16 protein-coding genes are annotated in these 14,853 nt (G+C 54.3%); 6 read left to right on the plus strand and 10 right to left on the minus strand.

Annotation, left to right across the window (positions count from 1 at the left end; translation table 11 throughout):
• Positions 1–82: 82 nt before the first annotated feature.
• The 10 genes from G4V39_RS05950 to G4V39_RS05995 all read right to left on the minus strand — a co-directional run bounded on the left by G4V39_RS05950 (position 83) and on the right by G4V39_RS05995 (position 11,491).
• Entirely contained in the window at positions 83–1,594 is a 1,512-nt protein-coding gene (locus tag G4V39_RS05950; protein ID WP_166032049.1) for a methylenetetrahydrofolate reductase C-terminal domain-containing protein, read from the minus strand.
• The gene (locus G4V39_RS05955; RefSeq protein ID WP_166032050.1) at positions 1,581–2,948 is read right to left on the minus strand and encodes a sigma-54-dependent transcriptional regulator; all 1,368 of its coding nucleotides are present in this window, start codon (positions 2,946–2,948) and stop codon (positions 1,581–1,583) included. Before G4V39_RS05955 ends, G4V39_RS05950 begins: the two co-directional genes overlap by 14 nt.
• Before the next feature lie 88 nt (positions 2,949–3,036).
• Positions 3,037–5,256, minus strand: coding sequence for an ATP-binding protein (locus G4V39_RS05960; RefSeq protein ID WP_166032051.1), 2,220 nt, complete (start codon positions 5,254–5,256; stop codon positions 3,037–3,039).
• Between the two features lie 2 nt (positions 5,257–5,258).
• Complete coding sequence (locus G4V39_RS05965; protein ID WP_166032052.1) at positions 5,259–5,837, minus strand: DUF4390 domain-containing protein; 579 nt, start codon at positions 5,835–5,837, stop codon at positions 5,259–5,261.
• Positions 5,838–5,924: 87 nt separating this feature from the next.
• Positions 5,925–6,836 (minus strand): UDP-3-O-acyl-N-acetylglucosamine deacetylase, encoded by a 912-nt coding sequence (gene lpxC / locus G4V39_RS05970; RefSeq protein ID WP_166032053.1) that lies wholly within the window; start codon positions 6,834–6,836, stop codon positions 5,925–5,927.
• A gap of 161 nt (positions 6,837–6,997) precedes the next feature.
• Positions 6,998–7,927 carry a GTPase Era gene (gene era, locus G4V39_RS05975; protein ID WP_166032054.1) on the minus strand — a complete coding sequence of 310 codons (930 nt, stop codon included), beginning with the start codon at positions 7,925–7,927 and terminating at the stop codon, positions 6,998–7,000.
• Positions 7,928–7,971: 44 nt separating this feature from the next.
• Positions 7,972–8,274 (minus strand): ComEA family DNA-binding protein, encoded by a 303-nt coding sequence (locus G4V39_RS05980; RefSeq protein WP_166032055.1) that lies wholly within the window; start codon positions 8,272–8,274, stop codon positions 7,972–7,974.
• 31 nt (positions 8,275–8,305) lie between these two features.
• Positions 8,306–9,928, minus strand: a complete 1,623-nt coding sequence (gene cimA / locus G4V39_RS05985; RefSeq protein ID WP_166032056.1) for a citramalate synthase — start codon at positions 9,926–9,928, stop codon at positions 8,306–8,308.
• Between the two features lie 16 nt (positions 9,929–9,944).
• A complete protein-coding gene (locus tag G4V39_RS05990) occupies positions 9,945–11,186 on the minus strand; it encodes an aspartate kinase (protein ID WP_166032057.1) in 1,242 nt (413 codons plus the stop codon).
• Between the two features lie 2 nt (positions 11,187–11,188).
• On the minus strand, positions 11,189–11,491 hold the full coding sequence (locus G4V39_RS05995; protein ID WP_166032058.1) for a J domain-containing protein: 303 nt from the start codon (positions 11,489–11,491) through the stop codon (positions 11,189–11,191).
• Positions 11,492–11,602: 111 nt separating this feature from the next.
• Here G4V39_RS05995 and G4V39_RS06000 point away from each other — a divergent pair, with 111 nt between their 5' ends.
• The 6 genes from G4V39_RS06000 to G4V39_RS06025 all read left to right on the plus strand — a co-directional run bounded on the left by G4V39_RS06000 (position 11,603) and on the right by G4V39_RS06025 (position 14,852).
• Complete coding sequence (locus G4V39_RS06000) at positions 11,603–12,013, plus strand: (deoxy)nucleoside triphosphate pyrophosphohydrolase (RefSeq protein ID WP_166032059.1); 411 nt, start codon at positions 11,603–11,605, stop codon at positions 12,011–12,013.
• Positions 12,003–12,275 (plus strand): TMEM165/GDT1 family protein, encoded by a 273-nt coding sequence (locus G4V39_RS06005; protein ID WP_166032060.1) that lies wholly within the window; start codon positions 12,003–12,005, stop codon positions 12,273–12,275. The genes G4V39_RS06000 and G4V39_RS06005 overlap by 11 nt, the downstream gene beginning before the upstream one ends.
• Positions 12,272–12,763 (plus strand): siroheme decarboxylase subunit beta, encoded by a 492-nt coding sequence (gene ahbB / locus G4V39_RS06010; protein ID WP_166032061.1) that lies wholly within the window; start codon positions 12,272–12,274, stop codon positions 12,761–12,763. The genes G4V39_RS06005 and ahbB overlap by 4 nt, the downstream gene beginning before the upstream one ends.
• A gap of 29 nt (positions 12,764–12,792) precedes the next feature.
• Positions 12,793–14,079: a glutamate-1-semialdehyde 2,1-aminomutase gene (hemL, locus tag G4V39_RS06015; protein ID WP_166032062.1), complete on the plus strand. Its 1,287-nt coding sequence runs from the start codon at positions 12,793–12,795 to the stop codon at positions 14,077–14,079.
• Between the two features lie 96 nt (positions 14,080–14,175).
• Positions 14,176–14,448, plus strand: coding sequence for an AtpZ/AtpI family protein (locus G4V39_RS06020; RefSeq protein ID WP_210412017.1), 273 nt, complete (start codon positions 14,176–14,178; stop codon positions 14,446–14,448).
• A complete protein-coding gene (locus G4V39_RS06025; protein WP_166032063.1) occupies positions 14,445–14,852 on the plus strand; it encodes an ATP synthase subunit I in 408 nt (135 codons plus the stop codon). The genes G4V39_RS06020 and G4V39_RS06025 overlap by 4 nt, the downstream gene beginning before the upstream one ends.
• The last annotated feature ends 1 nt before the right edge of the window (position 14,853 follow it).

The raw sequence follows: 14,853 nt of genomic DNA on the forward strand, positions 1-14,853 counted from the left end.
CCTCTCTAAGATAAGAACGGCCAAAAACTTCCGTTTCAAAAGTTCCATAATGCTACCGGGGCGAAGTTGTGTCAATAGGGGGCTACTTCTTATCCCCCAGACGATGATGATCGCGCCCGGAAAAATAATTTATCCAGGAAGAGGTGCCATTCAGGGCCCAATCCCGGGGAGGAACCATACCCCGGGCCAGAGATTCCTCCTCTCCCTGGGCCTTAAGGCGCTCATAGGCCTGCACATAAAGACAGCGTCGCTTACCAGGGAAGACCTCGCACCAGCCATCATAGCTTCCGCCGCAGGGTCCGTTGAGAAGATATTTGGCGCACTTACTCTGAGGGCAAAGAAAGGCCAGCTCCCCCAAAGTGCAATCGCCACAGGAGCGGCAATCAAAAAGGATCTTCTTGACGAAATACTCCAGAGAGTCAAGCATCCCGGCCAGAGGAGAATCGGCCAGAGAGAGAAAAAGACGCCGGGTAAAAGAAAAAAGGGGGCCATCTGGCAAAAAAAAGTTGTCATGAATCAGGCGGTTGATGACATAGTGCCAGGGGCTTGAGGAGGCTGGAGCCCGGGGGGTCAGGTCGTCGGTGTTAAGGCCTGTTCGGGGATCTTTCTGAAAGAGGTAAAAGGTTCCTTCGGGGGCGAAGGTGAATTCAGGAACAAACTCCAGCCAGTTATCTGTCAGTTCCAGGGCCTTTTCCACAATGAACTCTACCTGCTCATAGGTGAGGTTGGGGCCACAGATGTGAGCCCCGGCATAGCCCAGGCCTTTAAGGAGGGCCACCTGCTTGGCGGCCCGAAGCAGACGGGCCGAAAGCCCTCCGTCAGGAGCCTCACTTTCGGCCTCGATCTTGGCCAGAAGCTCATCGGTTACCCGGCAGCCGGGGATACGTCCGCGGTGCATTATCCTGGCCAGCGGAAGATCCAGAACAAAGACGCCGCCTATAACTGGAATCTCCAGATTCCTTAAACGCAGATAGCGAAGAAGCTCATCAAACTTACGGGCATCAAAGCCTATCTGGGTAATGACAAAATCGGCTCCCGCAGAGATTTTCCGCTCCAGCTTGAAATATTGAGTCATTACCTCGGCTTCAAGACGCTTAAAGGGCGAAACCACACATCCCTTAAAGAAGGAGGTCGGGGGGAGCCTTTGCCCATTGCGGATAACGTAGCCCTGGTTGAGCCTGGAAATAAGGGCCAGGGTCTGCACGGAATCAAGATCAAAGACCGGCTTGGCCTGCCCACCAAACCCCACCCTGGGGAAATCTCCGGTCATCACCAAAATGGTGTGGAATCCCTCTCTGTCCCAGGCAAAGAGGTGGCTTTCCATCTGGTTGCGATTGCGATCCTTGCAGGAAAAATGAATGATGGTCTCAAGCCCCAGGGCCTTTATTTCCCGACCTAAAACCTCCGGGGCCAGAGCCGGATGACCGCCGGCGTTCTCGGTGATTGAGAGGGCATGAAGCCTGCCCCCCCGGGCTGCCGCCTCGGCAAAGGCCACCAGCTGATCATAGGCCTTGCCACGGGAACCACGGCCAGGGACCAACTCGAAGGTAAAGATGAACTCCTTCCGGGCCAGGGCCTCCCTAACCTTCTCCACTTTTTACTCCCCAAATTCCCAGAGATCGCATCTTCCGATAAAGATGGCTGCGTTCAAGCCCGATGGCCTCGGCAGTCTGAGAAATATTTCCTCCGTGACTCTTAAGCTTCCGAAGAATGAACTCCTTTTCAAACAGGGCCCGGGCCTGGCGGAGATCATCACAGGCAAACCAGGGCTCTGATGACTGCTGGGTCGGTTGCAGGATATAATCGGGAAGGGCAGAGAGATCTATTTCTGGACCCGAAGACATGATCACCAACCGCTCCACCAGATTGCGAAGCTCCCGAACATTGCCTGGCCAATGATAACGTTTAAGGGCCTCAATGACCGCCGGCGAAACCTTTTTGTGTCCTAAACCGGTACTCTGGGCAATCTCTTTGAGAAAATCCTCTATGAGGAGAGGGATGTCTTCCACCCGCTCCCTTAAGGGGGGCACCTCAATAGGAACCACATTGAGACGGTAGTAAAGATCCTCTCGGAAGTTGCCCCGCTCTATCTCCTTGCGCAAATCCTTATTGGTGGCCGCAATGATCCGGACATCTACCTTGATGGTCCGGGTACCACCGACCCTCTCAAAGCGCTGCTCCTGAAGGATACGCAGAATCTTGGCCTGGGTCTTAAGACTCATATCGCCTATTTCATCAAGGAAGAGGGTGCCACCGTTGGCCAGATCAAACTTTCCCTTTTTAGAAGTCACGGCCCCGGTAAAGGCCCCCTTCTCATAGCCAAAAAGCTCGGCCTCAATAAGCTCCTCCGGGATGGCAGCGCAGTTTATCTCCACCAGGGGGCGATGGCGTCGTCGGCTGGCCGCGTGAATCATCTGGGCCACAACCTCCTTCCCTGAGCCGGACTCTCCCAAGATAAGAACCGTAGAATCTGTGGCCGCCACCCGGGCAATCTGCTCCCTTAAACGAACCACAGCGGCACTGGCTCCGGTAATCTGTCGGGGCCGGACCTTGCCCTTTAGAAGGACGTTTTCCGTCTCCAGGGCCCGAAACTTCAGGGCATTTTGCACCGAAAGGATGACTCGATCATAGGAAAGGGGCTTTTCGATAAAGTCATGGGCCCCCAGCTTGGTCGCCCGAACGGCAGTCTCCACCGTGCCGTGGCCAGAGATGATGATCACCGGCAGATCAGGATAAAGGCCCTTTAGCTCCTTGAGGACATCAAGGCCATCTAAGTCCGGAAGCCAAACATCAAGGAGAACAAGATCCGGCGTCACCTCCGGGATCCGATCTAAGGCCTGCCGACCAGAGGTGGCCCCGAAAACCTCAAAGCCCTCGTCTTCAAGGATTCCGGAGAGGGCTTCGATAATGCTCTCCTCATCATCTACTATCAGGATCTTCTCCGCCATAACCCCTTGGCCAGGCCTTCCCTGTAGCTAAAGTTGGTTTCATAGATTAGGTAAAACTACCAAACCCCTTCTCCCTTGACCAGGCAGACTACTCCCCTCTCAAGGGAAGCTCTATAACAAAACGGGCCCCGCGGGGAAGGTTATCCTCCACCCAGACCTTTCCATTGTGTTCCGTAACAATAGAGTTGACAATGGCCAACCCTAAGCCGGTGCCTCCCTTCTTACGAGAAAAATAGGGTTCAAAGAGCCGGGCCTTGTCTTCCGGAGAGACACCGGGGCCAGTATCGGCCACCACCAAACGAACCCAATCTGACTCGGTGACAATCTCCACCTGAATCTCGCCTCCTTGAGGCATGGAGGCCACAGCATTATCAAGAAGGTTTATCAGGGCCCGTTTGATCTGATCTCGATCAAAGAGAAAGACCGGGGGGCGGGAAGGGGCCTTCAGATTAAAGGAAAATTCTCGATGGGCCTCGCTATACAGGGAGAGAACCTCCTCAACCACCTGAACCAGATCATGCAGAGCCGGTCGGGAGGCTGGCATTCGAGCAAATGAAGAGAACTCATTTACCAGACGACGCAATTCTTCAACCTGTTTTTCAATGGTCTTGGTACACCGATCAAGGACTTCCCCCTCCTCGGGACCAAGCTTTTGAAGATAGCGTCGCCTAAGCCGCTGGGCAGAAAGCTGAATAGGGGTAAGGGGGTTCTTAACCTCATGGGCTATCCGTCGGGCCACCTCCCGCCAGGCAGCTATCCGCTGGATCTTCTCTTTTTCAGTAAGATCATCAAAGACCAGGACCGCCCCGACCTCCTGACCGCTTTCATCCTTCAGGATGGTCAAGGTGGCCAGGATATATATCTCCCGCCCGCGAAGAAGGAGACGGAAAGTCTGCTGGGCCGAACCCCGGGGACTCTGACGGGCCTTCTCCAAAAAGGCCTCGGCCTGCTCTCTCAATTCATCAGGGAGGACATCCCGCCAGGGCCTGCCGACCAGCTCCCCCCCAGATACCTCCAGAAACTCCTCGGCAAAGCGATTGACCGTGGTCACCCGGCCTTGAGCATCTATCGAGATAACCCCGGCCGCCACGTTGCGAAGAATGGTTTCGATATAAGAATGACGCCGGGCCAGCTCCTGATGGCTCTTCTGAAGGGCTCGGGTGGCCTCTTCAGCCAGGAGTTTACTCTCTTTGAGGTCCCGGGTCATACTGTTGAAGGCAGCCACCAGCGAGGCCAACTCGTCCTGGGCCGAAACCTCTAGGGTAAAGTCCAGATCTCCTCCAGCCACCCGGTGGGTGGCTTCGGCCAAGGCCTGAACAGGTTCTGTAATTCCCCGGGCAAAGCGAAAACCGAACCATACGGCCACCAGAACAATCAGGAGGGTCACCAGGGCCAGGGTGATTATCAGACTGGCCTTAATAGGCTGTTTAAGAAATTTGAGCTGTCGGTAAGTCTCGTAGCCCCGGTTAATGTCCTCCATGAGCTGGCCCAGGTTGGGGTCAAGAAGGAGACCGGCCACCAGAACCGCCTCCGGACGCCCTTCCCGATAGACGGGCACGGCCACCCGGATAAGAAGCCCCTGGCGAATCCGGCTGGTCTCGGTCACGGTCTCCCCCTTTAAGGCCTTGGCCAAAAGAGAAGGGGGGAATGGCCCGGGAGGATCCATCTCCAGCTCTTGGACCCGACTGGTCGCCAAAGGCTGAAGAGAGGGGGTAAAAAGCTCTAAGGTGTCAAAGCGATACTCCAGACGTTTGTGTCTCACATACTCTTCAAGGAGACTGGCATCAGAAAAATCATATTGAGCCAGCCCGATGGCCAGACCTCGAGCATAGTCAGCCAGTCTTTCCTGGGTTTCCGCATAAAAGGCCTTACCCAGGGAAAGGGCCTCCTGAAGAGAACGATCCAGGCGGGAAGAAAACCAGTAGTCTAAGCTGGTGGAGACAAACTGAAGAGAGACAAAAAAGAGCAGGATAGTGGGGATAAGGGAGAGAAAGACAAAGGCCACCACCATTTTGGTTTTTAGCTTGGCTCCAAGAATGTTGCGCTTATTCTCAAAGATGAGCTTGACCACATTGCGGACCACAAGGAATATGACCAGAAGAAGCAGGAGAACATTGATGTTTATAAGGGCAAAGATGAAGACATTTCCCCCGAGGGGAAGCTCCACCTCCATAGAAAGCAGGCGGGATTCCACCAGGGTAAGGATTCCTACCAGAACCAGGGCCACCAGAATAATGATCTTCTCGCGCCTTCTTCTCTTCGCCTCAGCCTGCTCTCGAGAGATAATCTCGTCTTTAGTGGCGGCCATTCTTAAAGCCTAAACTTGATACTCACCCAATCGGTGGCCTGACTTTCCTTGCGAAAAAAAAGAACCCCTACCAGTCTGGAGGGAAGCGAAGGTGTGGCCATTTTCTCCAAGAAGCCCCTCACCCTTAAACGATAGCGCTTTCCGGAGCGAAGCTGCTGGACGGGAATAAGAGGCAGGTCGTTGATCTCCGTGGCCATCTTGATGGCCTCCTTAAGCTCCTGGGTCTGGTCAATGGGATGGGTGGTCCCCGGATAATGAATGAGATAGACGTTTTTCAGGTGATCAAAATAAATAATCCTGGTGACCTCCTGAATGAGAAGCTTACGATCAGGACGCAGACGGCGAAGCTCAAAAAGCTCCACCTGGAAGCGAAAACGCACCGGAATACCGTGTCTTAAGGCCTCTTCTACCTTTTGATAGGGAATATCATTAAGAGAAAAGTAGGCCAGGACATAGTTCCTAGAATTGGCTACCGTAAGATCGGAAATTATTAAGGCATTAACAGGTGTAGCCAGCAGGAAAAGCAGAAGTGAAAAAAAGAGCCACCTATAGCCTCTTTTTAGAGGAAAACCCGACTTCACGGTTACGCCCCCACGGCCAGATAACCTCCTGACCGCTAAAAAAAGCGGTTAATCAACCGGGCATTCTACTTGGGGGGCGAACCTTATTCAAGCCTGGGCTGCAGCCAGAGAGGAAACTCGAGAACAGGAGAAGGACTCTCCAAGCTCAGGAACAAGGCGCCAGGCCGACTCCTGAGCCCTTAAGGCCCTGATCGCCTTGAGATGAAGACCATGGCCCGTCTTCTCGGCCACCACCCGACCCATCAGAGGGAAACCAAGAAGGTAAAGGTCTCCCAGTAGATCCAGGGCCTTGTGGCGAACAAATTCGTCATCAAAGCGCAAGCCTCCCTGATTAAGGACACCCTCTCGGGTGAGGACTATGGCGTTGTCCAGAGACCCTCCCCGAGCATAGCCATTGCGGCGGAGATATTCGATCTCATGGAGGAAGCCAAAAGTCCGGGCCGGGGCGAGCTCTTCTATAAAGCGTTGCCGGGAAAGCCGGCGCACATAAGACTGCTGGCCAATGGCCTGGTGGGGAAAATCTATAAGAACCTCAAGCTCTAAATCTGAGGCCGGCAGAAAGGCCACCTTCTTACCATCTTCCTCCAAGCTAAAAGGACGGCTGACCTTGATGAAGCGACGCCGAAAGCGCTGTCGTCTTAGACCGGCCTGGCGGATCAGATGAACAAAGGCCTTGGCACTACCGTCCATGGCCGGAACCTCCGGCCCATCGATCTCCACGATAACATTATCCACCCCCATACCGGCCAGGGCGGCCATGAGATGCTCAATGGTGGCCACCGTAGCCTCTCCCACACCAATGACCGTGCTAAGCTCGGTGTGGACAACGTAATCCACTCTGGCCGGAATCACCCTGGGGGGATCAACATCTACCCGAACAAAGACCACGCCCTGATTCGGCTCTGCCGGACGCAACCTTAGACGGACAAGCTCTCCGGTATGAAGACCAACCCCCGCAGCCGAAACCTCTCTTTTTAGAGTGTGTTGAAAATGCCACATAAAGCGCCTCCGGCAAAATCTCTCCCTTAAAAAAGCAGATATTATGCCAAGACATCCAGGAGGCGTAAGTTGTTAATTTAACGACATTTATTAGGCAGGCCGGACCAGAGGTCGCAGAGAGGGTGTGTCTTTTTGCCACGGGCGTGGTAAAAAAGACACACCTAGCTGAGCCCCAGACGCTTCAGGGCCTTAGGGTCGCGTCGCCAATCACGAAGCACCTTGACCCAGAGATCGAGATAGACCTTCCGCCCTAGAAGAAATTCCAGCTCCTCCCGGGCCAGTTGGCCTATCTTTTTGAGCATCTGTCCTCCTTTGCCGATGATGATTCCCTTCTGGGAATCTCGCTCCACAAAGACCGTGGCCCTTATCCGAACGAGGTTTTTTTCGGGAACCTCCTCCCAGTCTTCGATGGTTACCGCGGTGGCGTAGGGGATTTCCTGACCGGTAAGCAGAAAAATCTTTTCCCTCACAATCTCTGCCGCCAGCTGGCGCTCTGTCTGATCGGTAAAGGTCTCGGCATCGTAGAATGGGGGCCCTTCTGGAAGTAGTTTAACAATCTCCTGAAGAAGCTCCGAAAGGCCATCTCCCTTAAGGGCAGAGATAGGCACGATGGCCGAGAAGGCATAGGCCTTGGAGAAGGCCTCTATCATCGGAAGGAGCTCGCTTTTTTTGATTTGGTCTATCTTGTTGAGGGCCAAAACGGCGGGCTTCTTGGTCCGGTAAAGTAACTTGATGATCTGGTCCTCCAGCCTGGGCTCCCGCTTGGCTACATCAACCACCATGAGGACAACATCGACCTCCTCAATGGCCCTTACCGCCGCCTCAACCATGGCCTGATTAGCCAAGATTTTGGATTCATGGATACCTGGAGTATCCACAAAGACAATCTGGAAGTCAGGACCACTTAAAACTCCCCGGATTTGATGTCGGGTGGTCTGGGGCTTGGGGGTACAGATGGCTACTTTTTGACCAAGATACTGGTTGAGTAATGTAGATTTGCCCACGTTAGGGGCTCCAATAATGGCCACGTATCCCGAACGGAAACCTTCAGGAAACTCCGAGATGGAAAAGGATTGAGGGGATTCGGTCATGGGAATTAAACTCCTTAAAAGCTTCTTTAGCAGGCGGCCAAAAATTAAGGCACCTTAAGATAGGATTCAAGGCGAGCCAGCTTTTTAGGGCCAATTCCCTTTATGTCTTTGAGGCGAGAGAGGGAATCTATTCGCCCCTCCTTTTGCCTCAAAGAGACGATGGCCCGAGCTAAAGAGGGGCCGATTCCCGGCACAAGAACCAGCTCCTCCTCCCGGGCCCGATTCAGGGAAAGAGGCTGAAAACATAAAAGGCGTTGGGCCTCGGTCTGGGGAACAAAGAGCGGAAGCTGGTGGTAGTAAAATGGCCGCCCCAGAGGTCTCAAGGCTCCTAGGCCGAGAACAAGCAAGCCCAGGATCAAGGCCAGATAAAAGCATTTCCTAGGCGGCCTCAAGGCGCTTTCTCCGGCTCTTAAGAAGCTTATAGATGATGGCATCCACCAGGGCCTGCCAAGAGGCTTCTATAATATCGTGGGAGACTCCCACGGTACCCCAGCGATCTTCGCCGTCTTTGGACTGGATAAGCACCCGTACCTTGGCGGCCGTCCCCGGCTCGCCAGCCAGGACCCGAACCTTGTAATCTTCAAGCTCCATATCCGCAAGCTCAGGATAAAAGGCCAAGAGAGCCTTGCGCACGGCGTTATCCAGGGCATTCACCGGACCATTACCCACGGCGGCGGTGTGCTCCTCTTCTCCGCGGACTTTAAGCCTAACCGTAGCCTCTACCAGACTCCTTTCATCCTCCAGACGCTTTACATCCAGGACTCGAAAGCTGATAAGATCAAAAAAGCCAAAAGTCTCTTTGCGCCCCTCGACGATCCGACGCATGAGGAGCTCAAAACTGGCCTCAGCCGCCTCATATTGGTAGCCTTCGTTCTCCCTCTCCTTGAGGCGAACAACTATCTCCTTGACCACCGGATCCTCAGCCGAAAGGGAGATACCAAACTGCCTGGCCTTATAGAGAACATTGCTCTTTCCGGCCAGATCGGAAATAAGAATCCGTTGGCTGTTGCCTACCAGTTCTGGACGTATGTGCTCGTAAGTCTCCGGATTGCGGGAGACAGCACTTACGTGGACTCCGCCTTTATGGGCAAAGGCACTCCGCCCTACGTAGGGCAGATACTTGTTATGGGGAAGATTGGCGATTTCAAAGACAAATCGGGAGACCTCGGTCAGCCGACGCAACCTCTCCGGCTCTCCGGCCTTACACTTAAATCCCATTTTAAGGACCAGCCCGGGAATAATGGAGCAAAGATTGGCGTTTCCACAACGCTCCCCAAAGCCGTTTATGGTCCCCTGGACATGGCGGGCCCCTACAGAGACAGCCATAAGAGAGTTGGCCACCGCCGTGTCAGAGTCGTTGTGGGCATGAATGCCCAGGGAGATATCTTTTCCTAGACGGGAGCGGACTTCTTTGATGATCTCCGCAATCTCCTGGGGCAGAGTGCCACCATTGGTATCGCAGAGGACCAGACAGTCAGCCCCGCCCTCTATGGCCTTCTTCAGGGTGGCCAGGGCATAGTCCGAATTAGCCTTAAAGCCATCAAAGAAGTGTTCGGCGTCATAGAAAAGCCTCTCTGCATGGGGGCGAAGATAGGCCAGGGAGTCTCGAATAAGCTCCAGGTTTCTCTCCAGGGTAATCCTCAAGGCATCCCGAACGTGAACATCCCAGGTCTTACCAAAGATGGTGATCACCGGAGTCTGGGCCTCAATGAGGGCCCGCAGGTTGGGATCCTCCTCGGCCCGGTACTTGGCCATGTGGGTGGAACCGAAGGCCGCTATCTTGGCCCAACCCAGATGATAATTGCGAATCTCCCGGAAAAACTGGACATCTTTGGGATTAGACCCCGGCCAGCCACCTTCAATGTAGTCAATCCCCAGCTCATCAAGCTTGAGAGCTACCTGAATTTTATCCTCTACCGAAAGATTGACGTCTTCGGCCTGCGTCCCATCCCGAAGGGTGGTGTCATAGATCTCAACGTAAGCTTTGTCTTTCTCTCCCATATCCCTTCCTCCCGGCCTAAAGACCCTCCTCTCGAGGGTGGCTATCCTCTCCGAGCCCAAAGGCATCGTGGAGGGCCCTTACGGCCAGCTCGGTAAATTTCTCTTCTATCACGCAAGATATTTTAATCTCGGAGGTGGAAATCATCATGATGTTTATTCCATAACGGGCCAGGGTCTCAAACATCTTGCTGGCCACCCCGGGCTGGGTGCGCATCCCTACCCCCACGATGGACACCTTGGCGATCTCCGTCTCACCCGAAACCCCTTCGGCCCCAATCTCTTCGGCCACCTGTCTTACGATCTCCATGGCCCGGGAGTAATCTGTCCGGGGCACAGTAAAGGTAAGGTCCGTATAAGCACCATCTCTCTTGACGTTCTGAAGGATCATGTCCACCACTATTCCGGACTCCGAAAGGGCGCCAAAGAGTTTGGCCGCTATCCCCGGCCGATCAGGGACACGGTAGAGGGTAATTCGAGCCTCATTGCGGTTGTAAGTCACTCCAGAAACCAGAACCTTTTCCATCTCTTCATCCTCCTCCACGACCATGGTCCCCGGCTCTTCAGAAAAACTGGAACGAACATGCAAGGGGACCCCATAGCGCATGGCGAATCCCACCGAACGAATCTCTAAGACCTTAGCCCCCAAACTGGCCAGCTCCAGCATCTCTTCGTATGAGACCCGGGGAATTTTCCGGGCGTTGGAGACAATGTGAGGATCGGCGGTAAAAACCCCTTCGACATCTGTGAATATCTCGCAAAGATCAGCCTTAAGGGCCGCTGCCAAGGCTACAGCCGTGGTGTCTGAACCCCCTCGCCCCAAGGTGGTGATATCCCCCGCCTCGGTAACTCCCTGGAATCCAGCCACGATGACTACCTCTCCCCGGGCCAGATCAGCCTGGAGCCGCTGGGTATCAATGCCGACAATCCGGGCCCGACCGAAGAGAGAATCGGTGTGGATTTGAACCTGATGGCCCAGATAGGACTTGGCCGGATAACCCATGGCCTTTAAGGCCATGGCCAAAAGGGCTACCGAAACCTGTTCTCCGGTAGAGACCAGGACATCAAGCTCCCGGGGATCGGGATCCGGAGTCAGGGCCTGGGCCAGGGAAAGAAGACGATCCGTCTCCCCGGCCATGGCCGAAACCACAACGACCAGATCGTGGCCTTTATCTTTGTAGCCGGCCACCCTTCGGGCCACATTCCGAATTCGCTCTATGTCCCCTACGGATGTTCCCCCAAACTTCTGGACAATGAGCATGGTTACTCCTTTCCCTTATCTCCGCTCCAGATAGGATCCTGACCAAAGTGCAGGAACCACCAATCCTCAGGGTCCGCCCCGTCTTCGTTAGGGGTCAGAGTGATCCGGTATCGTTCACAATAATCCATCAGGAGGCGATAGGCCTGATTGAGACGCTGTTGGCGAACAGCATCGCCCTGATGATCTGGATGGGTCTCCAGGCTCAGACGACGATACTGCTCCTTAATCTCTAAAATGGTCGCCTTCTCTGGAAGCCCCAGCACTCTTCGGGCCTCCTCCAGGCGCTGCCACTTGTCCCTGGCCATTCCTCTCTCCTATGAAATAGATGAGTGTAACAATGCCCGAGAAAGGAGGCAACCGAGCTCTTTAAAGAGCCCCTTGATTTTGGCCCCCTCCTCGGCCACAATGGCAGGACCATGAAGGCCATGGTTGAGGTGGTAGCCGCTATTATTAAAGACCCGGAACGGGGCCTGCTCCTGTGCCGCCGTCCGCCAGAGAAAATCCGTGGTGGTCTCTGGGAGTTTCCTGGAGGCAAGGTAGAATCAGGCGAAGATCTCAAAGAGGCCCTTTCCCGAGAGATCCGCGAGGAGCTGGGGGTGGAAATCAATGTGGGCCATCTCCTGGGAGTAGTTGATCACGACTACCCGGAGGGGCGGATTCGCCTCTTTGGGTTTCTATCCGAGATTCGCCAGGGAACCCCCCGCTCCCTAGAGGGGCAAAAGCTCTCCTGGGTCGAGCCGGAAGAGATCTCCTCCTTGGATTTGGCCCCGGCTGACCGGCGTCTATGGCAGGCTATTGTAGAAAATGGAGGACTTTATGGACCTTAGGCTCTTTATTTCTGTCTTTGTGGCTATATTTTTGGCCGAATTGGGAGATAAAACCCAACTGGCCACCATGAGCCTAAGCGCCGCCGACCACCGCCGCTGGACCATCTTTTTAGCTGCCTCCTCAGCCCTTGTTCTCTCCAGCCTTTTAGGGGTTCTGCTGGGAGGCCTAATCGGCCAGGTAATCCCTTTTAACATGGTTAAGATAGGCGCCGGAATCTTGTTTATCCTCATAGGAATAGCTATGATCCTCGGCAAGCTATGACTACAGAGAAAAAAACGCCAAACCTTGATCCTTCAGACATCCGGATCCTCTCTGTCCTCCAGGATGATATTCCCTTAGTTGAACGCCCCTTCGCCGCCCTGGCGGAGAAGATTGGACTCTCGGAAGAAGAATTCCTCAAGAAGATTAAGGGCCTCCTTGAGCGAGGACTCATCCGACGTTTTGGGGCTACCATCCGCCATGATCGCTCGGGCTACAAGGCCAACGCCATGGTGGCCTGGCAGGTTCCCGAAGAGCGCCTAGAAGAGGTCGGGCAGCTTATGGCTGAAACCCCCGGCGTGACCCATTGCTATGCCCGGCGGGCCCCAGACTTCTGGCCTTACACCCTCTACACCATGGTTCATGGGCCAGATGAGGAGAGTTGTCTGGCCTTAATCCAGGAAATGTCCCTGAAGACCGGGGTCAAAACCTATGAGATTCTCTTTACGGAACGAGAGTTTAAAAGAAGCACCAGACGTTACTTCTTCTAAGCAAGAAGAAATATCGAGGAGGGAAGACCATGGAGAACAAGCTCTCCCAGGCCTTTTATAGCAAAGCCCTAGAGTATATTCCTGGTGGAGTCAACAGCCCGGTGCGAGCCTGCAAATCTGTAGGGGCAGATCCTGTCTTCATCGCCCAGGGTGCCGGGGCCCGGATTTGGGATGTCGATGGCCGGGAGTATATCGATTATGTGGCCTCGTGGGGGCCTCTCATCTTAGGTCATGCCCATCCTGAGGTGATCGCTGCCGTCACCGAGGCCGCTCAGGAGGGCACCAGCTTTGGAGCCCCCACCTGGAGAGAGGTAGAGCTGGCCCAGCTTATCTGCCAGCTGGTGCCCTCCATAGAGATGGTCCGCCTAGTGAACTCCGGGACCGAGGCCACCATGAGTGCCATCCGGCTGGCCAGGGGCTATACTGGCCGGAAAAAGATTGTCAAGTTTGATGGCTGTTATCATGGCCATGCCGACTCCTTCCTGGTGAAGGCCGGAAGTGGTGTGGCTACCCTAGGGATTCCCGGAAGCCCTGGTGTCCCGGAGGAAATCGTCGCCAATACCATCTCCATCCCTTACAATGATCTAAAGACCCTCAAAGAAGTCCTCGACACCCAGGGAGATGAGATTGCCTGCGTCATCGTTGAGCCTGTGGCTGGAAACATGGGAGTGGTTCCACCGAGGGAGGATTTTCTTCCCCGATTGCGGGAATGGACCGAGCAGAGGGGAATTGTCCTCATCTTCGATGAAGTCATCACCGGCTTTCGGGTGGCCCTGGGCGGGGCTCAGGAACTTTATCAGGTAAAGCCAGATCTTACCTGTCTGGGGAAGATCATCGGGGGCGGGCTACCGGTGGGAGCTTATGGAGGCAAAAAGGAGATCATGAACCAGGTGGCCCCGGAGGGGCCTGTTTATCAGGCCGGCACCTTATCCGGCAACCCGCTGGCCACTGCCGCTGGCTTGGCCACCCTTAAAGTCCTCTCCCGACCGGGCACTTACGAGGCCCTGGAGGCCCGAGCGGAGGCCCTGGCTCAGGGGCTGGCCGAAATCCTGAAGGGGCTGTCGTTGCCGGTAAAGATGAATCGGGTGGGCTCCATGATGACCCTTTTCTTCACCAATCAGGAGGTAGTAGATTTTAACACCGCCGCCAGCTCTGATACCAAACTCTATGGACGCTACTGGCGAGCTATGCTGGCCGAGGGAATCTACCTGGCTCCATCTCAGTTTGAGGCGGCCTTTATCTCTCTGGCCCATGGCCGGGAAGAGATAGACGAGACATTAAACGCCGCGGCTAAGGTCCTTAAGGGGCTGATATAATCCAGACAAATGAAAATTTTCCAAAACTCAGCCGTCAATGATTGTCAAAATGAATATTGACTCAGTAAGTTTGCCTGTGCTATGGGTGGTTGAGTTTTGGGAGAAGTAATATGGGAGGAGGAAGTCATCTCCAAGAAGAAGGAGCCCGGGACATTTCGCTGGATGTTCGGGCTTCTGGGAGAGGCCCTGGGCATAGGGATAGCTGTCATTGGTTCTATCCTTGCTGGCTTGGCCTTTGGCTACTTTCTGGATAACAAGGTCTTTGACGGACGAACATATCCATGGTTAACGACCATATTTCTCATACTGGGAGCCATTGGCGGGTTCAAAAATCTTTTTGTAATGACCAAAAGGAGGTTTAAAGAGTGATCTTCCGTCTGGAGATGAATGAGCGTTTTATCCGCCGGCTCCATATAGCTAACTGGACGTTAACCCTTTCCCTGGCCTTGGCCGGGGTTCTTCTCTCCTATCCTCGGTCGATTGTCTTGGGGCTCCTCTTTGGAGGAATAATCAGCAATCTTAATTTTCACTCCCTCCACCGGGATATCCGCCATTTTGTCATAAAGCTTCGGGCCCAAAGGCCCGGCTCTTACTATCTGAAGTATGGGCTCCGGCTGATGGCTACCGCCGTCATTCTTTACTTTCTCGTCTCCCGAAAGATTGCCCATCCCGTAGCCCTGCTTTTGGGGCTTTCAGTAGTGGTCATCAATATCCTCATTGTGGCCCTTTCAGAGGCCACCAGAGGATTAGTTCTAAAAACTAAGGAGGGGTAAC

Source organism: Thermosulfuriphilus ammonigenes (genome assembly GCF_011207455.1).
GTDB classification, from domain to species: Bacteria; Desulfobacterota; Thermodesulfobacteria; order Thermodesulfobacteriales; family ST65; genus Thermosulfuriphilus; species Thermosulfuriphilus ammonigenes.